Below are 17,898 nucleotides of genomic sequence, written 5' to 3'. Positions count from 1 at the left end.
TTGAAGACTTTGAGCAGGATGGCCCTAAGATTCTTATCATTTTAGACAATGCAAGTATTCATAAAAAGGCAGAGATTCTAGAGAAGATAGCGAAGGAGATGCCCAACATTGTTTTAGAATTTCTGCCACCCTACAGTCCGGACTATAATTTAATCGAGTTAGTTTGGCACTCTGCAAAGGAATTCATTGCCAATCGTCTATTTGAGTCGATTGAGGATCTAGAAGCGCTTGTTCATAACCTGTTGAACGAAGGGCAGCTTGTCATCAAATGGGATCGCAAGATCAAAAACAAAGGAAACACAATCAATGCAATTTAAATGCATATCAGCTTACATTTTGGCCAAAAGGTATGGACGAAGGAAATTAAGCGGATGCGAAATGAGGTGGTGAAGGAGGAATTGCGGGAATTGTTGGCCGGAGGGGTGCAGCTTTCGATGTTTGAAAATCGGCTGTTGCAACCGCCAGAACAAACCCATGATGAGCTTCAGGCGGCGGTGGAAGCGATTCACATGGCGGTGCTAGACCCGGAAGAACAGGCCGCCACCTACGAAACTGCTATCCGACAAAAGCAGACGCTTCAGCAGCTTAAGTGGGCCTTTGATTGTTGGTGTGCGGTGTGGTTTTGGCAGGGCAACGACATCGACCTTTCGCCCACGCCGATGCAGTTTGTTGATCCTTCCCCAGAAGTACGGGCAGCGGTGGAACGGGTGGCGCAGGAGTATCAGTTTTTCCATTGGGAACTGGAGTTTCCTGATGTGTTTTGTGCCCCCTCATCCCCCCAGCCCCCTTCTCCCACTAGGGGAGAAGGGGGAGTCAATCTCCCCTCTCCCTCGCAGGGAGAGGGGCTGGGGGTGAGGGTCAACCATTCGGGGGTGAGGGTGCCCGGTTTTGATGCCATTGTGGGTAATCCGCCGTGGGAAATTCAAAAGCCGAATTCTAAGGAGTTTTTCTCGAATATTGATCCGCTGTATCGCACCTATGGTAAGCAGGAGGCGTTGGAGTATCAGCGGCGATATTTTGAGGCAGATCCGGCGATTGAAGAAAGTTGGCTGGCCTATTGTGCGCGGCTAAAGGCGTTGTCGAACTGGTGTAAATATGTGGCATCGGCCTTTGGGGATGATGAGGCGATGGGCAGTAAGTTTTCGCTGTCTCGACGGAAGGCGGAGGCGGAACAGTTGGCGACGGAATGGCGCAAGCAACGGGCGAAACGAACGGGCTATAGCGACCCAGAACATCCCTATCGGTATCAGGGATCGGCGGATATTAACACCTACAAAATGTTTTTGGAGTTGGGCCATGCGTTGCTGCGAGAGGGCGGCGAACTAGGGCTAATTGTGCCCTCTGGCATTTATACCGATAAGGGATCAACCTCTCTCCGTCGGCTGTTTCTGAATCGGTGTAATTGGCGGTGGTTGTATGTGTTTGAAAATCGTGATGGCATTTTTCCTGCCGTTGATGGGCGCTTTAAGTTCTGTCCTGTAGTCGTGCAAAAGGGTGGACAAACCAACGCCATCAAAACCCGCTTTATGGAGCGTGATCTCAACACCTGGGCACAGGCCGAGCCGGATTATTTGCCCTACCCACGGGAACAGGTAGCCCAGTTTAGCCCCTATACCTATGCCATTCTCGAAATTCGCTCGAATCGTGACCTAAAGATTCTCGAAAAAATGTATGCCAATGGCGTGCTGCTGGGCGACGATGGCCCCAATGGCTGGGGGATTCAGTACGCCAGAGAGTTTGACATGACCAACGATTCTAAACTGTTTCCGCCTCGGCCCAAGTGGGAAGCGCAGGGGTATAAGGCGGATGAGTATGGGCATTGGTTGAAGGGGGAATGGCGGGAGTCGGGAGTTGGGAGTCGGGAGTCGGGTAGGGGCGAGGTGCCCTCGCCCTCCGAGAAGCGGGAATCGGGGGTGATTTTGTCGGCGGATGGCCGGGAGATGATTCGGGTGGATGAGGTTGAAGATGTGGCGTTGCCGCTGTATCAGGGGGTGATGATTCAACAATTTGATTTCTCTCGTAAAGGCTGGGTTAGCGGAACTGGTTTAAGGGCGATTTGGCGCGATATTCCTTTTGAATCAAAATGCTTAGAGCCTCAGTTTTTGATTGAATTGGAGAACTATTCAGAAAATAGTAAAAATTCCAGAGGCTTGCGAGTTAGTTTTCGCGATATCGCTCGGTCTACGGATGAGAGAACCTTCATTAGTAGCTTGATCCCTGACTTGCCTTGCGGTAATAAAGTCCCAATTCTAAGCTCTATTAGTTCTACACATGGGAATTTAGAGTTATGTTCTTTAGCGAACTCATTTTCGTTTGACTTTGCTCTTCGCTCAAGACTTGGCGGAACTTCCCTAAATTATTTCATTGTTGCTGAGCTTCCATTAGCTAGGAAGATTGAGCAGAGCTTGCGACTTATAACAGCTCAAGTTAACTTCATTACTCCAAAGTTTGCCTTAGATTGGCTACGACTAAAACAGTTTGCTAAGCCTGATATGCGTTGGCAGCAACTCTGGGCCATTACCCCCTACGAACGCTTGCGCCTGCGCTGTATTTTAGATGCTGTTGTTGCCGAACTTTATGGCCTAGATTACGAAGACTTTGCTTGGATCTTGCAAGACTGCGATCATCCCGTGGCCCAGGTTTGTAATAACACCTTTGCCCGTAGCCTAGAACCCAAAGGCTTTTGGCGCGTAGACAAAGAAAAAGACCCCGAAATGCGCCACACCGTTCTTTCCCTCGTTGCCTTCCACCACCTCAAACACCTCGGCCTCGACGCCTTCCTCAACCTCAACCACGGCGAAGGCTGGATGCTACCCGAAACCCTCCGCCTCGCCGACTACGGCCTCGGCCACGACCACCGCGCCCAAACCCCCCAGCCCGTCGCCGCTAGAATTGGGGCAGACACCGCCAAACTCTGGCATTCGGGAATCGGGAATCGGGAATCGGGAATCGGGGCAGAACAACATCCCGACTCCCGACTGACGACTCCCGACTCCCGACTCCCCACTCACGCCCAATACCGCTTCCTCCCCTGGCAACTCCAAGGCACCCCCGAAGACTCCTGGGCCGAATGCGAAATGCACGCCGAGAACTTGAGGCAACTGCTGGGAAAGCCGGAATCGTCAGTCGTCAATCGTGAATCGTCAATCGGGAAAGCCCCAGATCCCGACTCCCCGCTCCCCACTCCCGACTCCCGATTCCCCTCCACCCAACAACTCAACCTCATCCCCCCCAACGAAGAACAACTCCATCTCTTCTAACCCCTCCACCCCCCAGCGGTGCATTGCGGCCCATTAAATTGATCCCCCTATCGCCAAACAACCCCCAGTGCGGGGAAACCCCGCCCCTACCCGACTCCCGACTCCCGACTCCCGACTCCCGACTCCCCCATGATGCTCACCCTCAACCTCACACCCCTCATCGCCCTCGACCACACCCAATTCGAGCAACTTTGCGCCGCCAACCCCGAAATTAAGCTAGAACGCACCCCCACCGGAGAACTGGTTATCATGTCGCCCACCGGAGGAGAAACCGGAAAAAACAACGCCACCCTCATCGCCCGCTTTGTGATTTGGAACGAGCAAACCAACCTCGGCATCGTGTTCGACTCCTCCACCTGCTTCAAACTTCCCAACGGTGGCGACCGTTCCCCCGATGTCTCCTGGGTCGAAAAATCTCGCTGGGACGCCCTCACCCCCGACCAACAGCGCAGGTTTCCGCCCCTCTGCCCCGACTTTGCCCTAGAACTCGTTTCCCCCAGCGACAACCCCGCCACCGTTCGCGCCAAAATGCAGGAATACCTCAACAGCGGCCTCCGCCTCGGCTGGCTAATCAACCCCTCCGCCAAACAAGCCGAAATCTATCGCCCCCACCAACCCCCCGAAATCTTGACCGCCCCCGCCACCCTCTCCGGCGAAACCATCCTCCCCGGCTTTACCCTCACCCTCACCTGGCTCTGGCCCTAACCCCCAGGGCGAGGAGACCTCGCCCCTACCCGACTCCCCAGGGCGAGGAGACCTCGCCCCTACCCGACTCCCCACTCCCCACTCCCGACTCCCGACCCCCCACTCCCATGACCAACCTAACCATCAACCTCAACCTCCCCCGCGACCTCCTCGCCGCCCTCAACCTACCCGAATCGCAACTGCCCCAGCACATCCTAGAAATCCTGGCGTTAGAGCTATTTCGTCAGCAGCGCATCTCCGCCGGAAAAGCCTCCGAACTGCTCAGCATTTCAAAGCTAGGCTTCATCGAACTCCTAGCCCAGCACCAAATCCCCTACTTCACCGAAACCCCCGACGAACTCGCCGCCGAAATTGCCACCGTTGAACACCTGCTAGGGAACTAGCACCATGCTTGTTGTATCCAACTCCAGCCCACTCATCGCCCTGGCCCGTCTGTCCTATCTAGACCTGCTCCAGGCGCTCTATGGCGAGATTGTGATCCCCCAGGCCGTCTACCAAGAAGTTGTCCAGGCCGGAAACGGGCGAGAAGGATCAGCCGCCGTCCAAGCGGCCCCTTGGATTAGCACCCAAACCGTCCGAGACACAATTGCCGTAGACATCCTGCGAGAACAACTAGATCGTGGCGAAAGCGAAGCCATCGTCCTTGCCCTAGAAACCCAAGCCCAACTGCTACTCATCGACGAAGCCAGGGGTAGACGCATCGCCCAAAGCCGAGGACTGACCCACATCGGCACCGTTGGCATCATCGTCCTCGCCAAACGCCGCAACCTCATCCCATCCGGCACCCCCATCCTCGATCAACTGATCAAAATCGGCTTTCGCATGGATACCGCCCTCTACCAAAAAGCCCAAACCCTCATGCAAGAACCCACCTAACCCCACTCCCCATGACCACCCACCCAAAACCAAAACCAGCCGCAAAACATCCTGACTTTCGCCCTGCTATCGGAGGCTCCCTTCCCAGCCGCACCGAAACCTGGGCAGGCAACGACTTTGAAGAATGCCTAGAAACCGTCTACGAAACGCGATCCCCTATCAAATCCTGCTTGGCTACCCCCAACTCCCCAGCGGTGCATTGCGGCCCATCCGATTGATCCCGGTATCGCCAACCAGCCCCCAAGCGGTGCATTGCGGCCCATCCGATTGATCACAGTGTCGCCAACCAGCCCCCAGGGCGGGGAAACCTCGCCCCTACCCGACTCCCGACTCCCGACTCCCGACTCCCGACTCCCATGCTCAACCCCATCGTCTACACCGAAAAAGTCGTCAGCGACTTCCTGCGCTACCAGCTCACCGCCTACCCCTTCGCCGATGCCAACCTCTACGAGCAGATGCGCCACCTGCTGAACCTAGAGACCACCCGCAACACCCCCCTGCTGAAGGGGCCATATATTAGCCTCAGCCGCATCTTTCAGCAGGGGGCCACCGTAGACGAGTTGATTCGGGACGGGGTGTTCCATCCCTTCATGAAAAAGCTAATTCCCCATCCCGCCGTTTATGGTCACCAAGAAACCGCCCTTCGCGCCATCCACAGCGGCAAAGCCACCCTCGTTTCTACGGGGACAGGTTCCGGCAAAACCGAATGCTTTTTGTATCCCATCATCAGCCACTGCCTGCGGCTGCGCGACCAGGGCGCACCGGAGGGCATCGCCGCCGTGATTGTTTACCCCATGAACGCCCTGGCCGAAGACCAACTGGGCCGCCTGCGGGGGCTGTTGGCCGGAACGGGTATTTCCTTTGGGCTATACGTCGGCAAAACCCCAGAGCAAACCAGCCAGGTGTCTGGCCAACGGTCGGGCACCTCCAAAACCAGCTACGAAGCCGCAAAAAAAGACTACGAAACCAAGCTAATCCAGGCCCAGCGCGACAAACGACCCGATCCCATCTTTCCCACCGAAGAACGGATCTCCCGCGAAGAAATGCGCGACAAGCCGCCCCGCATTTTGCTCACCAACGTGAAGCAGCTAGAGCTACTGCTGACCCGCCAGCGGGATATTTCCCTGTTTGACAACGCCTCCCTAGACTTTCTGGTGTTCGACGAAGCCCACACCTTTAGCGGGGCCAACGGGGCCGAAACCGCCTGCCTCGTGCGTCGCCTGCGTACCTTTTGCGGCAAAGCCCCCACCGAAACCGTCTGCATTGCCACCTCCGCCACCATCGCCGACCCCAACACCCAGGAAGGGCTAGGGGTAGCCCAAACCTTTGCCGCCCGCTTCTTTGGGGTGGCCAAAGACCGGGTGGCCCTCGTGGGCGAACAATACCAAGACGAGGTGTGGTCGCCCCAGCGGCACCTGCCCCCGCCCCTCGCCGCCAACCCCGCCCCGCTGCTGCAAGCCGTCCTTGCCGCCGTGGAAAAAGACGACGCTGGCCCCGCCGTCAGCCACATCTACCGCCAAATCACCGGAGTCCGCCTCGATCCGACCCAGTGGGAAACCCAACTCTACGACCACCTAGCGGCCAACGAACTGGTCTATCAGCTTACGGTAGCCCTCAAGCATCCCCGCCACCTCACCAACCTGCTAGAGCAAATCGCCATCATCATCGGTCGGCCCATCCCCGAAGAAGAAGCGCTGATCTGGCTGGCCCTCGGAGCCGCCTCCCGCAAGGATGGACGGCCCCTGCTGCGCCCAGTGGTGCATGGCTTTGTGCGCGGCGTAGGCGGTGCCGTTGTCACCTTCCCCAAGGATCAGAATCGGCCCCAACTGTGGCTTTCCGCCGAAGATACCGAAGGCACCAACCAAGACGACCTCTATCGCCTGCCCGTGTTAACCTGCAACACCTGTGGTCAGCACTACTTTTCCCACACCGTCGCCGACTTTAAGCTCACGGAGAAACATCCCTCCGGGGGCCAAGCCCACGGCGACCTCACCCTCTGGGAACCCCTCTCCGCCGAACTAGGGGGTGATCGCGTCCTGCTGGTGGATGGCCTCATCACCCAAGACGACAGCGACGATGGCGACGATAGCCCCCGCCCCTATCCGCGCTCGGTCTATCCGATCCAGTTTTGTCGAGCCTGTGGCACCCTCCACTCCGACCCGGTGGAACGCTGCGGGGGCTGTGGTCGGCTGGGGGGGCTGGTGCCGTTGCTGGCGGTGCGCCAAAAGCCTAAACATCCCGGACAGTTAACCGCCTGTGTGGCCTGCCAAGCCACGGGCCGCAACGTCTTTGGCCGCTACCGAGAACCCGCCCGCCCCATCCGCGCCACCACCGTGGCCGATGTCCATGTGTTGGCCCAGAACATGCTGCACCATGCCGAGCGGCGGCGGCTGTTGGTGTTTGCCGACAACCGCCAGGATGCGGCCTTCCAAGCGGGCTGGATGCAAGACCACGCCCGTCGCTATCGCCTGCGGGGCCTCATGTACGACTACATCAGCGCTGGCCCCCTCTCCATCGGCGACCTCACCGCCCACCTCGATAAACGCCTAGAGGCCGACGACGACCTCAGCCGATCCCTCATTCCTGAGGTGTGGCAAGTTCACCGCAAAGAGGCCGAGGGCACCCAACACGCCGAAGAACGCAAGCGCTTTCTCCGCATCCAAGTGCTGCGCGAAATTACCACTGGGGTCAAACAACGCATTGGCCTAGAACCCTGGGGCCGCCTCCACATCGACTATGGCGGCCTCACCCCCGACCTCGCCGTTATCCAGCACTGGGCACCCCGGCTGGGCCTCTCCCCCACCGACCTGGTCAATGGCGTGGCCGCCCTGCTCGACATCGCCCGCCGCAACACCATCCTGCTAGATCGCGAAGGGCGAATTTTCTCGAAAAAATGGAAAGACGGCGACTTTGAGATCCAGCGGGGCTATCTGCCCCTGTTGGAAGGGGTACCCAAGGGCCTCAAGCTCACCCGCGAGGCAGGCGATGTGACCCGTGTCCAGCAATGGCTGAGTGCCAAGGGCGACACCGTGGCCCGTCAGGCCGCCCGTCGGTGGGGGGTTCCCCCAGAGCACATGGAGGACTTTTTCACCGACCTGTGGCACTGCCTCATCAACGAGACCCAGCTATTGGTGCCCAGCGTCCTCAAAAATGCCTGGAACAAGACCCTAAAGGGCTGCGAAGGGGTGTATCAAATTGATGCCGATAGGCTGAGAATTGCCCCCGGTCGAGGCGTATACCGCTGTGGCGTTTGCCGCCGTGCCCATCCTCGGCCCACACCGCGCTTGGCCTGCACCACCTGGCGCTGCGGGGGCACCCTCGCCTTTGAAGCCGAAAACCCTGATGATTACGACCTACGGGTGCTGGATGACCAGTTTGCCATGCTGCGCCCCGAAGAACACTCGGCCCAGGTGCCCCAAGATAAGCGGGATCGCATCGAGCGCATCTTTAAGGGCGAGGGCGAGCTGATCAACGCCCTCGTCTGCACCCCCACCCTCGAAATGGGCATCGACATTGGCTCCCTCGATTCGGTGCTGATGCGAAACGTGCCGCCGCTTCCGGCCAACTATTGGCAGCGGGCCGGACGGGCGGGCCGTCGTCATCGCATGGCCGTCAACCTCACCTATGCCCGAGGGGCCAGCCACGACCGATCCTACTTTGCCGAACCCCTGCGCCTGCTGGATGGCGCGATTGAACCGCCCAAGCTCAACCTCCGCAATACCCTGATGGTGGGCAAGCACGTCCGGGCCACCGTGCTCACCCTATTGCACCAAATGGCCCGTACCGGGCAGGGGCTCCCCCAGGGCGACCGCGACGAAATTCAGGCCGTCCTAGCCACATGTTTCCCCCACCAGGTGAAAGACTACCTCTTCAACGACAACGGCCTGATCCGCGATCAGCCCCTAGAGGTCAGCGCCCTCACCCAACTCATCCAAAAACACGCCCCCGCTCTCTATGCCCAGGTCGATCTCGCCTTTGCCCAGGCTTGGCCCACCGAGGATGCCATGGCCGTTAAGGAAGAGGAACTCAAGGGCCACATTGCCGCCATGGGCGACCAACTCACCAAAGTTATCCATATCCTGTGGAAACGCCTTCAGTGGGCCATGGGCCAACTCCGCCGACTGAGCGAAGAACGTATCCTAAAGGGCACCCTAGAACCCGAAGATGACGCCCTGTTTCGCCGCTGCGATCGCCTTGTCAAACGCCTGAAAGGACAAACCTACCGCAAGGGCAACGAAGCCGAAGGTCTTGATGACACCATCACCTACAGCGTCTTAGCCGCTGAGGGGTTTCTCCCCGGCTATGGTCTAGAGGGAGGCCAGGTGAAAGGGACGGCCCAAATGCCCCGCAGCATTACCTGGATGGCTGACTTTGACCTGCCCCGGCCCCCCAGCGTGGCCCTGCGGGAATATGTGCCCGGTAATTTGATCTACGCCAACGGCCAGCGCTTTGTACCCCGCTACTTTCACCTAGAGTCGGAGAAAGAACCCATCTATTTCGAGGTTGATGCTGCCAGCGCCGCCATTAAGGAAATCGGCAGTGGGCGGCAGCTTTTGTCGGGGTTAACAAAAACGGCCATCAAAGCCGTCCCCATGGACGATGTGGATCTGTCCCACCAGTCCAATATCTCCGACGAAGAAGATAACCGCTTCCAAATGCCCGTCACCATCCTGGGCTACGAACAAGGACGACACAGCGGTGGCCTTGCTTTTCAATGGCATGATCAGGTCGTTCACCTGCGTCGGGGGGTGCATCTGCGCCTGGTTAACGTTGGCCCCGCCAACCTGGTACGCACCGGAGACCTGGGCTACACCGTTTGTCTGGTCTGTGGCCGCAGCCGTTCCCCCTTCACCTCCGAGCAAGATTTGGAAGCCTTCACGAAGGATCATGAAGATCGCTGCCGCACCAAAATCACCCCCGTCGGCTTCTTTGCCGATGTCATCGCCGATGCCCTCAGCCTTCAGGATTGCGAAAACCGAGAAGTGGCCTACAGCGTCATGGAGGCCATCCGCCATGGGGCCAGCAACGTTCTAGAAATGGAGCTAGAGGATTTGCAGATTCTCACCCTGGGCCATTCCGGCAGCGAACGGGTAGACGTACTGCTCTACGACCCCATGCCCGGTGGGTCTGGCCTCCTAGAACAACTCTTGGCCAAGTGGCCCACGGTGGTTGCAGCGGCCCTTTCCGTCGTCAACGATTGCAAATCCCGCTGTCAAACTGCCTGTATCGACTGCCTGTTTAACTTCCGAAACGCCTACTACCACCGCCACCTCAATCGCCATACGGCCCTGAAAAAACTGCTGGAGTGGGGCGATATCCTCACCCAAAGCCACTCCATCCCCGCCAACTTGCCCAAAGCCGAGAACGATGACGATCATCGCCCCGTCAACCAAGCCGAAGCTCGGCTCCAAACGATGCTGCGGCGAGCCGGATTCCCTGACCCCATCTGCCAACAGGCCATCGACCTAGGTCGTCCCCTAGGCACCACCACCCCAGACTTTTTCTACCTCGATCCCACCGAAATCAAAGAAGGCATCTGTATCTACCTCGATGGCATGAGCCGCGCTATCCACGGCAACGCGGATCGCCAAGCCAAAGATCAGGCCATTCGCGATGAACTGAGCAACGAAGGCTATGAGGTCATGGCCATCCCCGCAGGCGACTTAGAGGATCGCGACCGTATGGCCAAGCATTTCTTCCGTCTGGGCCGCATCCTCCTCGGCAAACCCAAAGCCGCCGCCATTCGGGACTCCTCCGATTGGTTTGTGGCCCAGGCCGAAGTGTAGGTGGAGAATGACTTTGGCTAGCCTTGACATTTTGGGTAGCCTGAAGCTAATCATAGTTTAGTTCCCACTCCTCTGGGTTGGTCGCCCAGGGAGAGTGAAGCGGTCATCGACCGAGAATAAGGAGGACCACCCAATATGACGACCCAAGATCGGGGTGCCCAAATTCAGGCACCTTCAGCACGGCCATCGGTAGATTTAGCCAAACTGATTGAGCTTTTGGCAGAGTCCATCACGGTAAGCCAAGATCCATCCGAATCCCCTGATCCCAAGCAGCGATCGCTGTTTCTTTTCCAGGCTAACCCCGATACGCAGAAAACTCGGCTCCGGCTTTGTACCTCAGGGGTGCTGCTCCGGCTGTTTTCCCATCCCAAGTTTCGGGAGATGTTCAAAGCTTCCGAAGGCAGTGGATTGGTTCGAGACTTCCAGGCTCCACCCTTTGGGTTCATAGCCAAGCTCGGTGGGGAGTTACCGGAGGGCAGCGCCGCTAGGTTGCCAGGGCACCTCGACAACCTAATGGCGGCCATAGATCGGGCTTTGGATGCGATGCTGGGTGAGGACTCAGACCTCGCTCAACTGCTGCTAGCCCATCCAGCCCAACAGCTCCAAGCCCTAGCTTCGGCGGTGAAGGTGCCGTTCAAAGATCAGGCTTACCGGGCGAATCTTCAGGCCCTTGCCTTTGACACGAGCGATCAGAGCACCGCAGCGGTGGCCAAAGTGCTGGTGGCGGTTGAGCAGGTGGAAGCTGAGGACTATTTTGGCCGGATGAAGGCGGCGATTGCGTCCCGATTGGAGCAACGGGGCTGCGATGACGACGACATCGATACCGCCATCGACAGTCTTGAGGCTGAACAAGAGCGTGCCGATAGCCAAATTCAGCGATTCCTGAACTTTTTAGATGATGCGGCGCTGTCCCGCGTGCGGCTGAACGTTACCTTTAGGATTATGGAGGCTGTGGCGGATCAGGCTCGCGCCAGCATTCAACGCGAGAACCAATGTCTGGTGGAGTACATCGACCGAGTTCTCGCGCTAACGGCCTTGGTGAAGCAGGAAGGCTTTGCCGTTGATCTCACGGCCCACTATGGCCAGAGTGCCGATTTCGACCTCTCTGCTTACCTGAACAAGGCCACCTTCTATACCTGTCTAGCGGTATGGCCCGAATGGGAAACTCAAATTTTTGAGGAAAAGGTGGGGAATCAAAATAGCTATGGCGTCCAGCGAGGGGTGAGCTACCGCTTTCGCATCAATGGCCAGAATCCTGAGAAAAAGAAGCCTGCCTTTGATGCCCGCCTTGAGTTTATTCATGAAACCCTGTTGGCAGAAGACCTGCTCAGCGTTTCGCCTGCCAAACGACTGGCTGAACTCGTGGTGTTGGATGCCGTGGTACCTAGGCTATCGGGTGAGGTGGTAGACATCTCGCCAACAACGATGCGCCAAACCCTGCAAACCTGCCTAGCCACCCTGCAACGGGATGGACGCGAGGGCATTCAAACCCTGATCCAAGACCTGAAAGATCGGGCGGGGGCTATGAAGATGGTGGCGCGGGCGTTAATTAAACTGCTGCAAGACAAAAGCCGCAAGATTGTATCCCAGACCCAGCGCCGCACGGCTCAGCAGTTTATTTGCGTCAAGCGAGACATTGTGGCTTGGAATCGATTAGAAGGGGCAGAACGTGGGGTGAAGGATCTGCTGGTCAGTGCTCCCAATCCGGCCCAAGAATCGGTGGCGTGGTTCGAGCAGATCGACATTTCGGGTACGCCGGATGTGCCTCAACTGCTGTTTTCCGCCAAAGTCACCACCGAACTGACCGAGCATACGCTGGTTCTCAAGGAGGACGCGCCTCAGGTGATGCAGGCCCAGCGGCTCTTTCCAGAGCAGATGCTTCAGGTGGTTTGGGTGCCTTTCGAGTCGGGCCGAGCACCATCCAACCAAACCCCGTTCTATCGACCGACCCCAACGGCAAAAGAGGCGAACGTCTGGGCATTGTCGGCGGCGGTGCTGGTGGAATACGAGCTACGCACGTTAACCCGCAATGAGAAACAAAAGGGACAAGCCGACGCCCAGCAGTGGTATGCCGCCGCCGTAGCCGCTTTTCCGGTGCTGGTCTACTGCGGTCTGTGGCGCATCCTGCAACGGTTGCGTGAGGGGGCGGCAACCGATTTAGAGGCCTCCCAAAACTTTACGACCCTGATGGTACGGCTCCAACAGGCGGGTAAAAGTCGCGATTCTGAGGCTGAAGCCTATGTGTATGGTGCCGCCCAAACTATCGAGACCCTGCTAGCCCAAGATGGCCCCGTCCGAATGCAGGGCATTACTCTGGATAATCTGGCCTCTGATTCCAGGAAGTATGTGAAGTCCGGCGCGTTTGATGCCTTGCTCAGTGCCTTTCCCCTGGCGATGACCACCCCGACCCCGCCTGCTCTTGAGAAAATTGGCCTGATTTCCTATGCTACCCGCCCCTGTGACGAGACACCGGGCCTCACGGTTAGCCATCAAAATCACCTGTTCTCCACCCAAAGCTACGTCGCCTCAGCGATTACTCAGCCCTTTTGCGGCTATGCCCTCCGGCCAGAACGCACCCAGTCTGACATAGTTAAATCCGCAGAGGAGATGCAGAAACAGCGTCTTGTGCGGGAGGAAATTGGTCATCTAAGACAGCTTGGTTGTCAGCACATCATTTTGCTGTCCCATGCCTATGGGGGGCGACATCTCAACCGCGTGGCCGACCACAATGCACCGCTAACCCCAGTCACCTTCCTCGAAGAGGTCTTTCAATCCTTTCCAGATCTGACCCTTTATCCCCTACTTCGGGATGTGTTTCCGGCTACCCGACTGCGGAATCGGACACAAACCGAAGCCGCTTTTGAAATTTCAACCGTTGGCGACCATGTCAATTTTCTTCGCAATACGGCCATGGAGCAGGTACGAGACATCATCCCGGCCTACACCTTTGCCACGCTGCATGTCGTTGATGCCGCCAACCGCCCCCAGTCTGGGTTTTGTGCCTACTTCCTCGTATCAGAACAGCGAGTCAGTAACCTGAGCTGGACAGAGCGGGCTCGCCAGCACTTGCTTAACCCAGAGGGTAATTCCCCCATTCATCCCTGCCTAACGGCGGTATTGCGTGGGTTGCACTTTATTGAAGCGGAGCGTGGGGTCAAGGCTGGACAACTGATTCCTGTGCTAGATCCCTTTCGCTGGATTTCTCCCACGACCAGGGAGGCGGCTGGGGAGGTGGAAATTTTGCATTCTCGCCGCCGAGGTCGGGTGTATCTCAGCTATCCGGCTCTGCTCACCCATGTGTCTCAAACGCTGCACCGGAGGCAACCCTGATGGAACCCGATATTCTGTTACAGGCATCAACCTGGGGACGGGTCTTTGAGATTGCGGTTCAGCGCGGTGTCATCGCTTACTTGGTGCAGCATAACCATCTGTCTTTGGGGCATCCTGCTCTGGTCGGGTGGCAGTCCCACAGGGTCGCTGATGTCACCCAAGGCGTTTTGCGGCAGCTTAATATTGCGGATCAAAATCTCAAGGAGTGGGTAGAATCCCATATCCGGCACCTGTTGGTCTTTGGCTATGGGCTGGGGTGGAGCACCCTGCGCGAATACCTCACACGCAACGCCACTAAAGACCACCAACTTGAGGCGCTTTGGGTGCCGTTAACCTTGCCCGAAGTTGAAAAAAACTCGGTGGAAGCCAATGAAGCGACCGCCCGCGCCTTCAATCAAGCCTTTAACCTACCCGGCCTAGTGGATCCAGCCTTACTACAACGTGGACAACCGGGACGCGCTGACTTTCTGCTGTGGTTAAAGGCGAATCCGGCGACCCCTCGACGCAGGCGCAAACATCCCGAAAATCTCATCCTTTGCCTTGAGTTTTCCTATAACGCCCCCCCTAAGCTGGCCGACTTCAGAACCGAATCCCCCCACTGTCGGGAGGTTCATCGCTATGCCCGCTATATCGAATCACGGGGTGTCTTTGCCCGCGTCTGTGCTGAGGTAGAGGGCAGCGGCTTCACCCTCAGCCAACGGTTGTCGGATCACCTCATGGTCTTTAGCGGCAAGGACAAGCCCCTGTTTAAGCTCTGTCAGGCTTCCTCCTACATGGAGCGACTCGTCAACCTGCTCACCCAACAGGGACGACTCACCGGAGCCTGTCGGGCCAGTGCCATGGCCATCACCTCCAACGGGTTGGAAAGCCTTACCGCCGAATTTGATTCTGGGAACCCAAGGGACGATCCTCGCGGGCAATTGATGGTCTCCCTTGGCAAAGCCTACCGCAAAGTTCACAAGCTCGAAGAGGGTAGCCAGGACGACCTGAATCACGAAATTCGGCTGGTGTTCAAGAAGCTAGTACAAGCCCTGCCCTCCGGCCTCCGCCAGCAGGCCAAAGTCATCCGCGAAGCCCCTGGTATCGGGCAATCCCTTCACCTGTCGCTGACGGAAACGGTCGAAGATTTTTTCACCCCCACCCAACCCTTGACGGTAGAAGAGGCTCTTGCCGCCATCGAACCGACGGAGGCCCTAGAGGACTTTTTTGGCGGTGCGCCCCAACCTGCCCTGGCCACTGAGCTGCAACAGCGGCTCTTGGCCACAGGAGAGATAAACCTGAGGGATGCCCATGGGGCGGCGGTGGTGGCAGGGCTTCAGGCAGCCCAACCCGGCAGGCTGAATGTAATCGCCCTAGAGGGAAATCCCGGCATCGGCAAAACCACGGCAGTCACCCGATTCCTGGGCCAACAGCAGGAGGGTTATGCCTTCCTCTACGTCAGCCCTCGCGTGGTGATTAACCGCGATGTGACCGCCAAACTAGCCCACGATGAGGAGGGGCAGCCCAGCGGCATTCTCACCCTCACCTCCAACGCCAAGCTCATCAGCGCCGCCGCCCCTTGGTATGCCCAAAAGGTAGCCCAAACGGGCGACCCGTCCCCTCCCCAGAAACAACACATTGACAGCGCTGTGGTGGCCGATGGGGTGGAGAATCTACGCCATCCCCCCTGCAATATCCTCTTTGTCACCCCCCAGGAAGAGCAGGCCATTGACACCGAAATTGTCACCTCCAGGCGCTACAAACGTGCCCGTACAGAACGGGAAGATAGTATGCAGGCCAAGACTCAGCCGGGTGTGCTGCGTACCCTGGCCAGTGCGGCCCGCAAGCTACTGGATGCCAACCCTAAGGTCAACCGTTTGGTGCTCACCGCTGCGATTCAGGGCTATCGCTTGCTCCGTAACCAAACCACGGTGGATGCCCTCAGCCAGCTTTTTCGGCACAGGGCCAACACGGTGCAAGGGAAGCAGGAGCGGCGCACCTTTGCCCAACGAATCCCAACCATCATCGCCATGGTGGATGAGGTAGCTGGGGATGGGGCGGGGGCGCTCTTTTGCCATCGGCTGGCGGAATGGCTGACTCAGCAGTTCATCGAACCCTTTGAGGGAGAACCCTGTCCCTTCCGGGTGGTGCTGATGATTTCCGATGCGTCGCTGAGCAATGACGTGGTGCTCAACCGCTATCTCAATGCGGGCGACCGTGCCCCCGACAAGGTGTTGATTAGCCCCACCACAGGCCGTAGCGCTTTTCGAGTGACAGGGACGAGGATGCGGGTCAGCCCTGGCCTCCATCCCACCCTGCACATCATGACTAACAGCTACCCAGCCTCTACCCTGGATATCCGCTACAGCCTGCGACTAGCTTCCATCACCCCCGGTCTCACCAGCGATGGCCAGCCCCAGCCCATTCGACAGGCCGTGCGCGAACAGTCTGCCGATGAGTTGATTAGAAATGCCCAACTCGAAATTGAAGCGGCGCTGAACCAGGGGGCAGAGCAGGTGATCTTTTTCGCCCAAGATAAGGCATTCCTGCGGCAACTACGGCACACCCTCACGGCTGGGGAATCGCCTCTACTCGGTCTGAATGACGTGAAAATTTTGGATCAAAGTGTGCGGGAAGACCAGCGCCTCCAGCTCGTGCAAGCACCCCAGCGGGATCAGGTTCGGGTTTTCCTGATGACCTCCTCCGGGGCCAGGGGTGTTTCCTTTCCAAAAACCGACTGGATTATTGCCGCTATCCCTCGGTTTAACATCGAAGCCGCCCTCATGGAAGTGGCCCAGCTCATCTATCGCGGGCGAGGCTCCTACCCCGACCCCACCACAGGCCAACCCGTATCGGGGGACGACAAAGCCCGTCACTTGGTTATGCTAATTAACGACTTCTTGATCGTCGATGACGCGGAAGATCGGGAGCGTCGTTGGCTACGACAATCGACTGACCTGCTGACCCTTTTGCTCATGCTCCGATCCACCATCCACACCCGTATCAAGGGTGATGCTGGACTGCGGCGGCAGCGCATTGCCTTTGTCCCGGTAGGGTTTGTGGGAGATGAAGAACTCCTCAGCCTGATGTCAGACGACCTCCGCAACTTTCTGCGGGAGGCCCAGGTGTTTCTGTGCGATGACCACAGCCCGGACGACAAAGCCCTGGTGAAAAAAGCCCAGCAACTGGTGGAACAGCTCTTTGCCCATTTCCACCTTAAGGGGAGTTCCCCAGCCATTGGTACCCCCTCCTACGTGGACTACACCACCGTTGAGGCCCTGGCGAAAACTATCTCACGTCCCACCAGTCATCTCCTCGGAGCCTTGACCGAACCACCCTTAGCGATTCCCCCAGAACTGACTTGCATTGGCCCATTTTGGCTAGAAGATTGGCGAGGACGAACCGCTGAAGAACGGTTTAGCTTCGAGACCTGGCGAACGGAGGTGGGCGAGGGTAGCTCTAACCTGCTGGGGATCCTCAACACCATTGCCAATGACACCCGCCTCCCTCCAAAACTGCGACAACCTGCTAAGGAACTTCACCGCCTTCTGATTCGAGAAAAAGAAGCAGCGGCTAGGGAGTATTCCACCTTGCAAGACACCAAAACCGACAACATCATGGTGGCTTTGCCGCTGGATTATCCCCATTTTTGGAAACCCCAATCGGTCGAAGGCAGAACACAACAGCTTGAAGACCCCACCACCTGGCGCGATGCCTTAGGGACGGCACTCACCTCCCATGGACTGGTGATGCCCGTTTTGCCACGGTACCAAGCGTTCCCCTGGGCAGCAGTGGTGGGGCAACGAGCGATCCACCAGCTAGAACCCGTGTTTGATAACCGCTATTTCATGGCCTCAAGTGAACTGAATCTGCTGAACACGATTCTCCTGGAGGATCACGATGAGGTGGACTAGCTAAGTTGTGAAGCAGTCTGCTGAGAACTAGTTGCGGCGGTTGTCACT

The 17,898-nt window shown here is 57.7% G+C and carries 8 protein-coding genes; all 8 read left to right on the top strand.

The window, feature by feature from the left end; translation table 11 throughout:
• The coding region (locus H6G62_RS09600) for a transposase (RefSeq protein ID WP_190492062.1) at positions 1-317 on the top strand (317 nt) is incomplete at its 5' end.
• Positions 318-3,260 (top strand): hypothetical protein, encoded by a 2,943-nt coding sequence (locus tag H6G62_RS09595; RefSeq protein ID WP_190494471.1) that lies wholly within the window; start codon positions 318-320, stop codon positions 3,258-3,260. It begins immediately after the preceding gene.
• A gap of 129 nt (positions 3,261-3,389) precedes the next feature.
• Positions 3,390-3,965, top strand: coding sequence for a Uma2 family endonuclease (locus tag H6G62_RS09590; protein WP_199324871.1), 576 nt, complete (start codon positions 3,390-3,392; stop codon positions 3,963-3,965).
• Positions 3,966-4,072: 107 nt separating this feature from the next.
• Entirely contained in the window at positions 4,073-4,348 is a 276-nt protein-coding gene (locus tag H6G62_RS09585; protein ID WP_190494469.1) for a UPF0175 family protein, read from the top strand.
• 4 nt (positions 4,349-4,352) lie between these two features.
• Entirely contained in the window at positions 4,353-4,841 is a 489-nt protein-coding gene (locus tag H6G62_RS09580) for a DUF3368 domain-containing protein (protein ID WP_190494467.1), read from the top strand.
• Positions 4,842-5,197: 356 nt separating this feature from the next.
• The gene (locus H6G62_RS09575; RefSeq protein ID WP_190494465.1) at positions 5,198-10,627 is read left to right on the top strand and encodes a DEAD/DEAH box helicase; all 5,430 of its coding nucleotides are present in this window, start codon (positions 5,198-5,200) and stop codon (positions 10,625-10,627) included.
• A gap of 135 nt (positions 10,628-10,762) precedes the next feature.
• Complete coding sequence (locus tag H6G62_RS09570; RefSeq protein ID WP_190494463.1) at positions 10,763-13,957, top strand: hypothetical protein; 3,195 nt, start codon at positions 10,763-10,765, stop codon at positions 13,955-13,957.
• Positions 13,957-17,850 carry a helicase gene (locus tag H6G62_RS09565; protein WP_190494462.1) on the top strand — a complete coding sequence of 1,298 codons (3,894 nt, stop codon included), beginning with the start codon at positions 13,957-13,959 and terminating at the stop codon, positions 17,848-17,850. The genes H6G62_RS09570 and H6G62_RS09565 overlap by 1 nt, the downstream gene beginning before the upstream one ends.
• The last annotated feature ends 48 nt before the right edge of the window (positions 17,851-17,898 follow it).

Origin of the sequence: Phormidium sp. FACHB-1136, from assembly GCF_014697375.1 — a bacterium.
Lineage (GTDB): Bacteria > Cyanobacteriota > Cyanobacteriia > Phormidesmidales > Phormidesmidaceae > Nodosilinea.
This window is presented reverse-complemented; position numbering and strand designations above follow the sequence as displayed.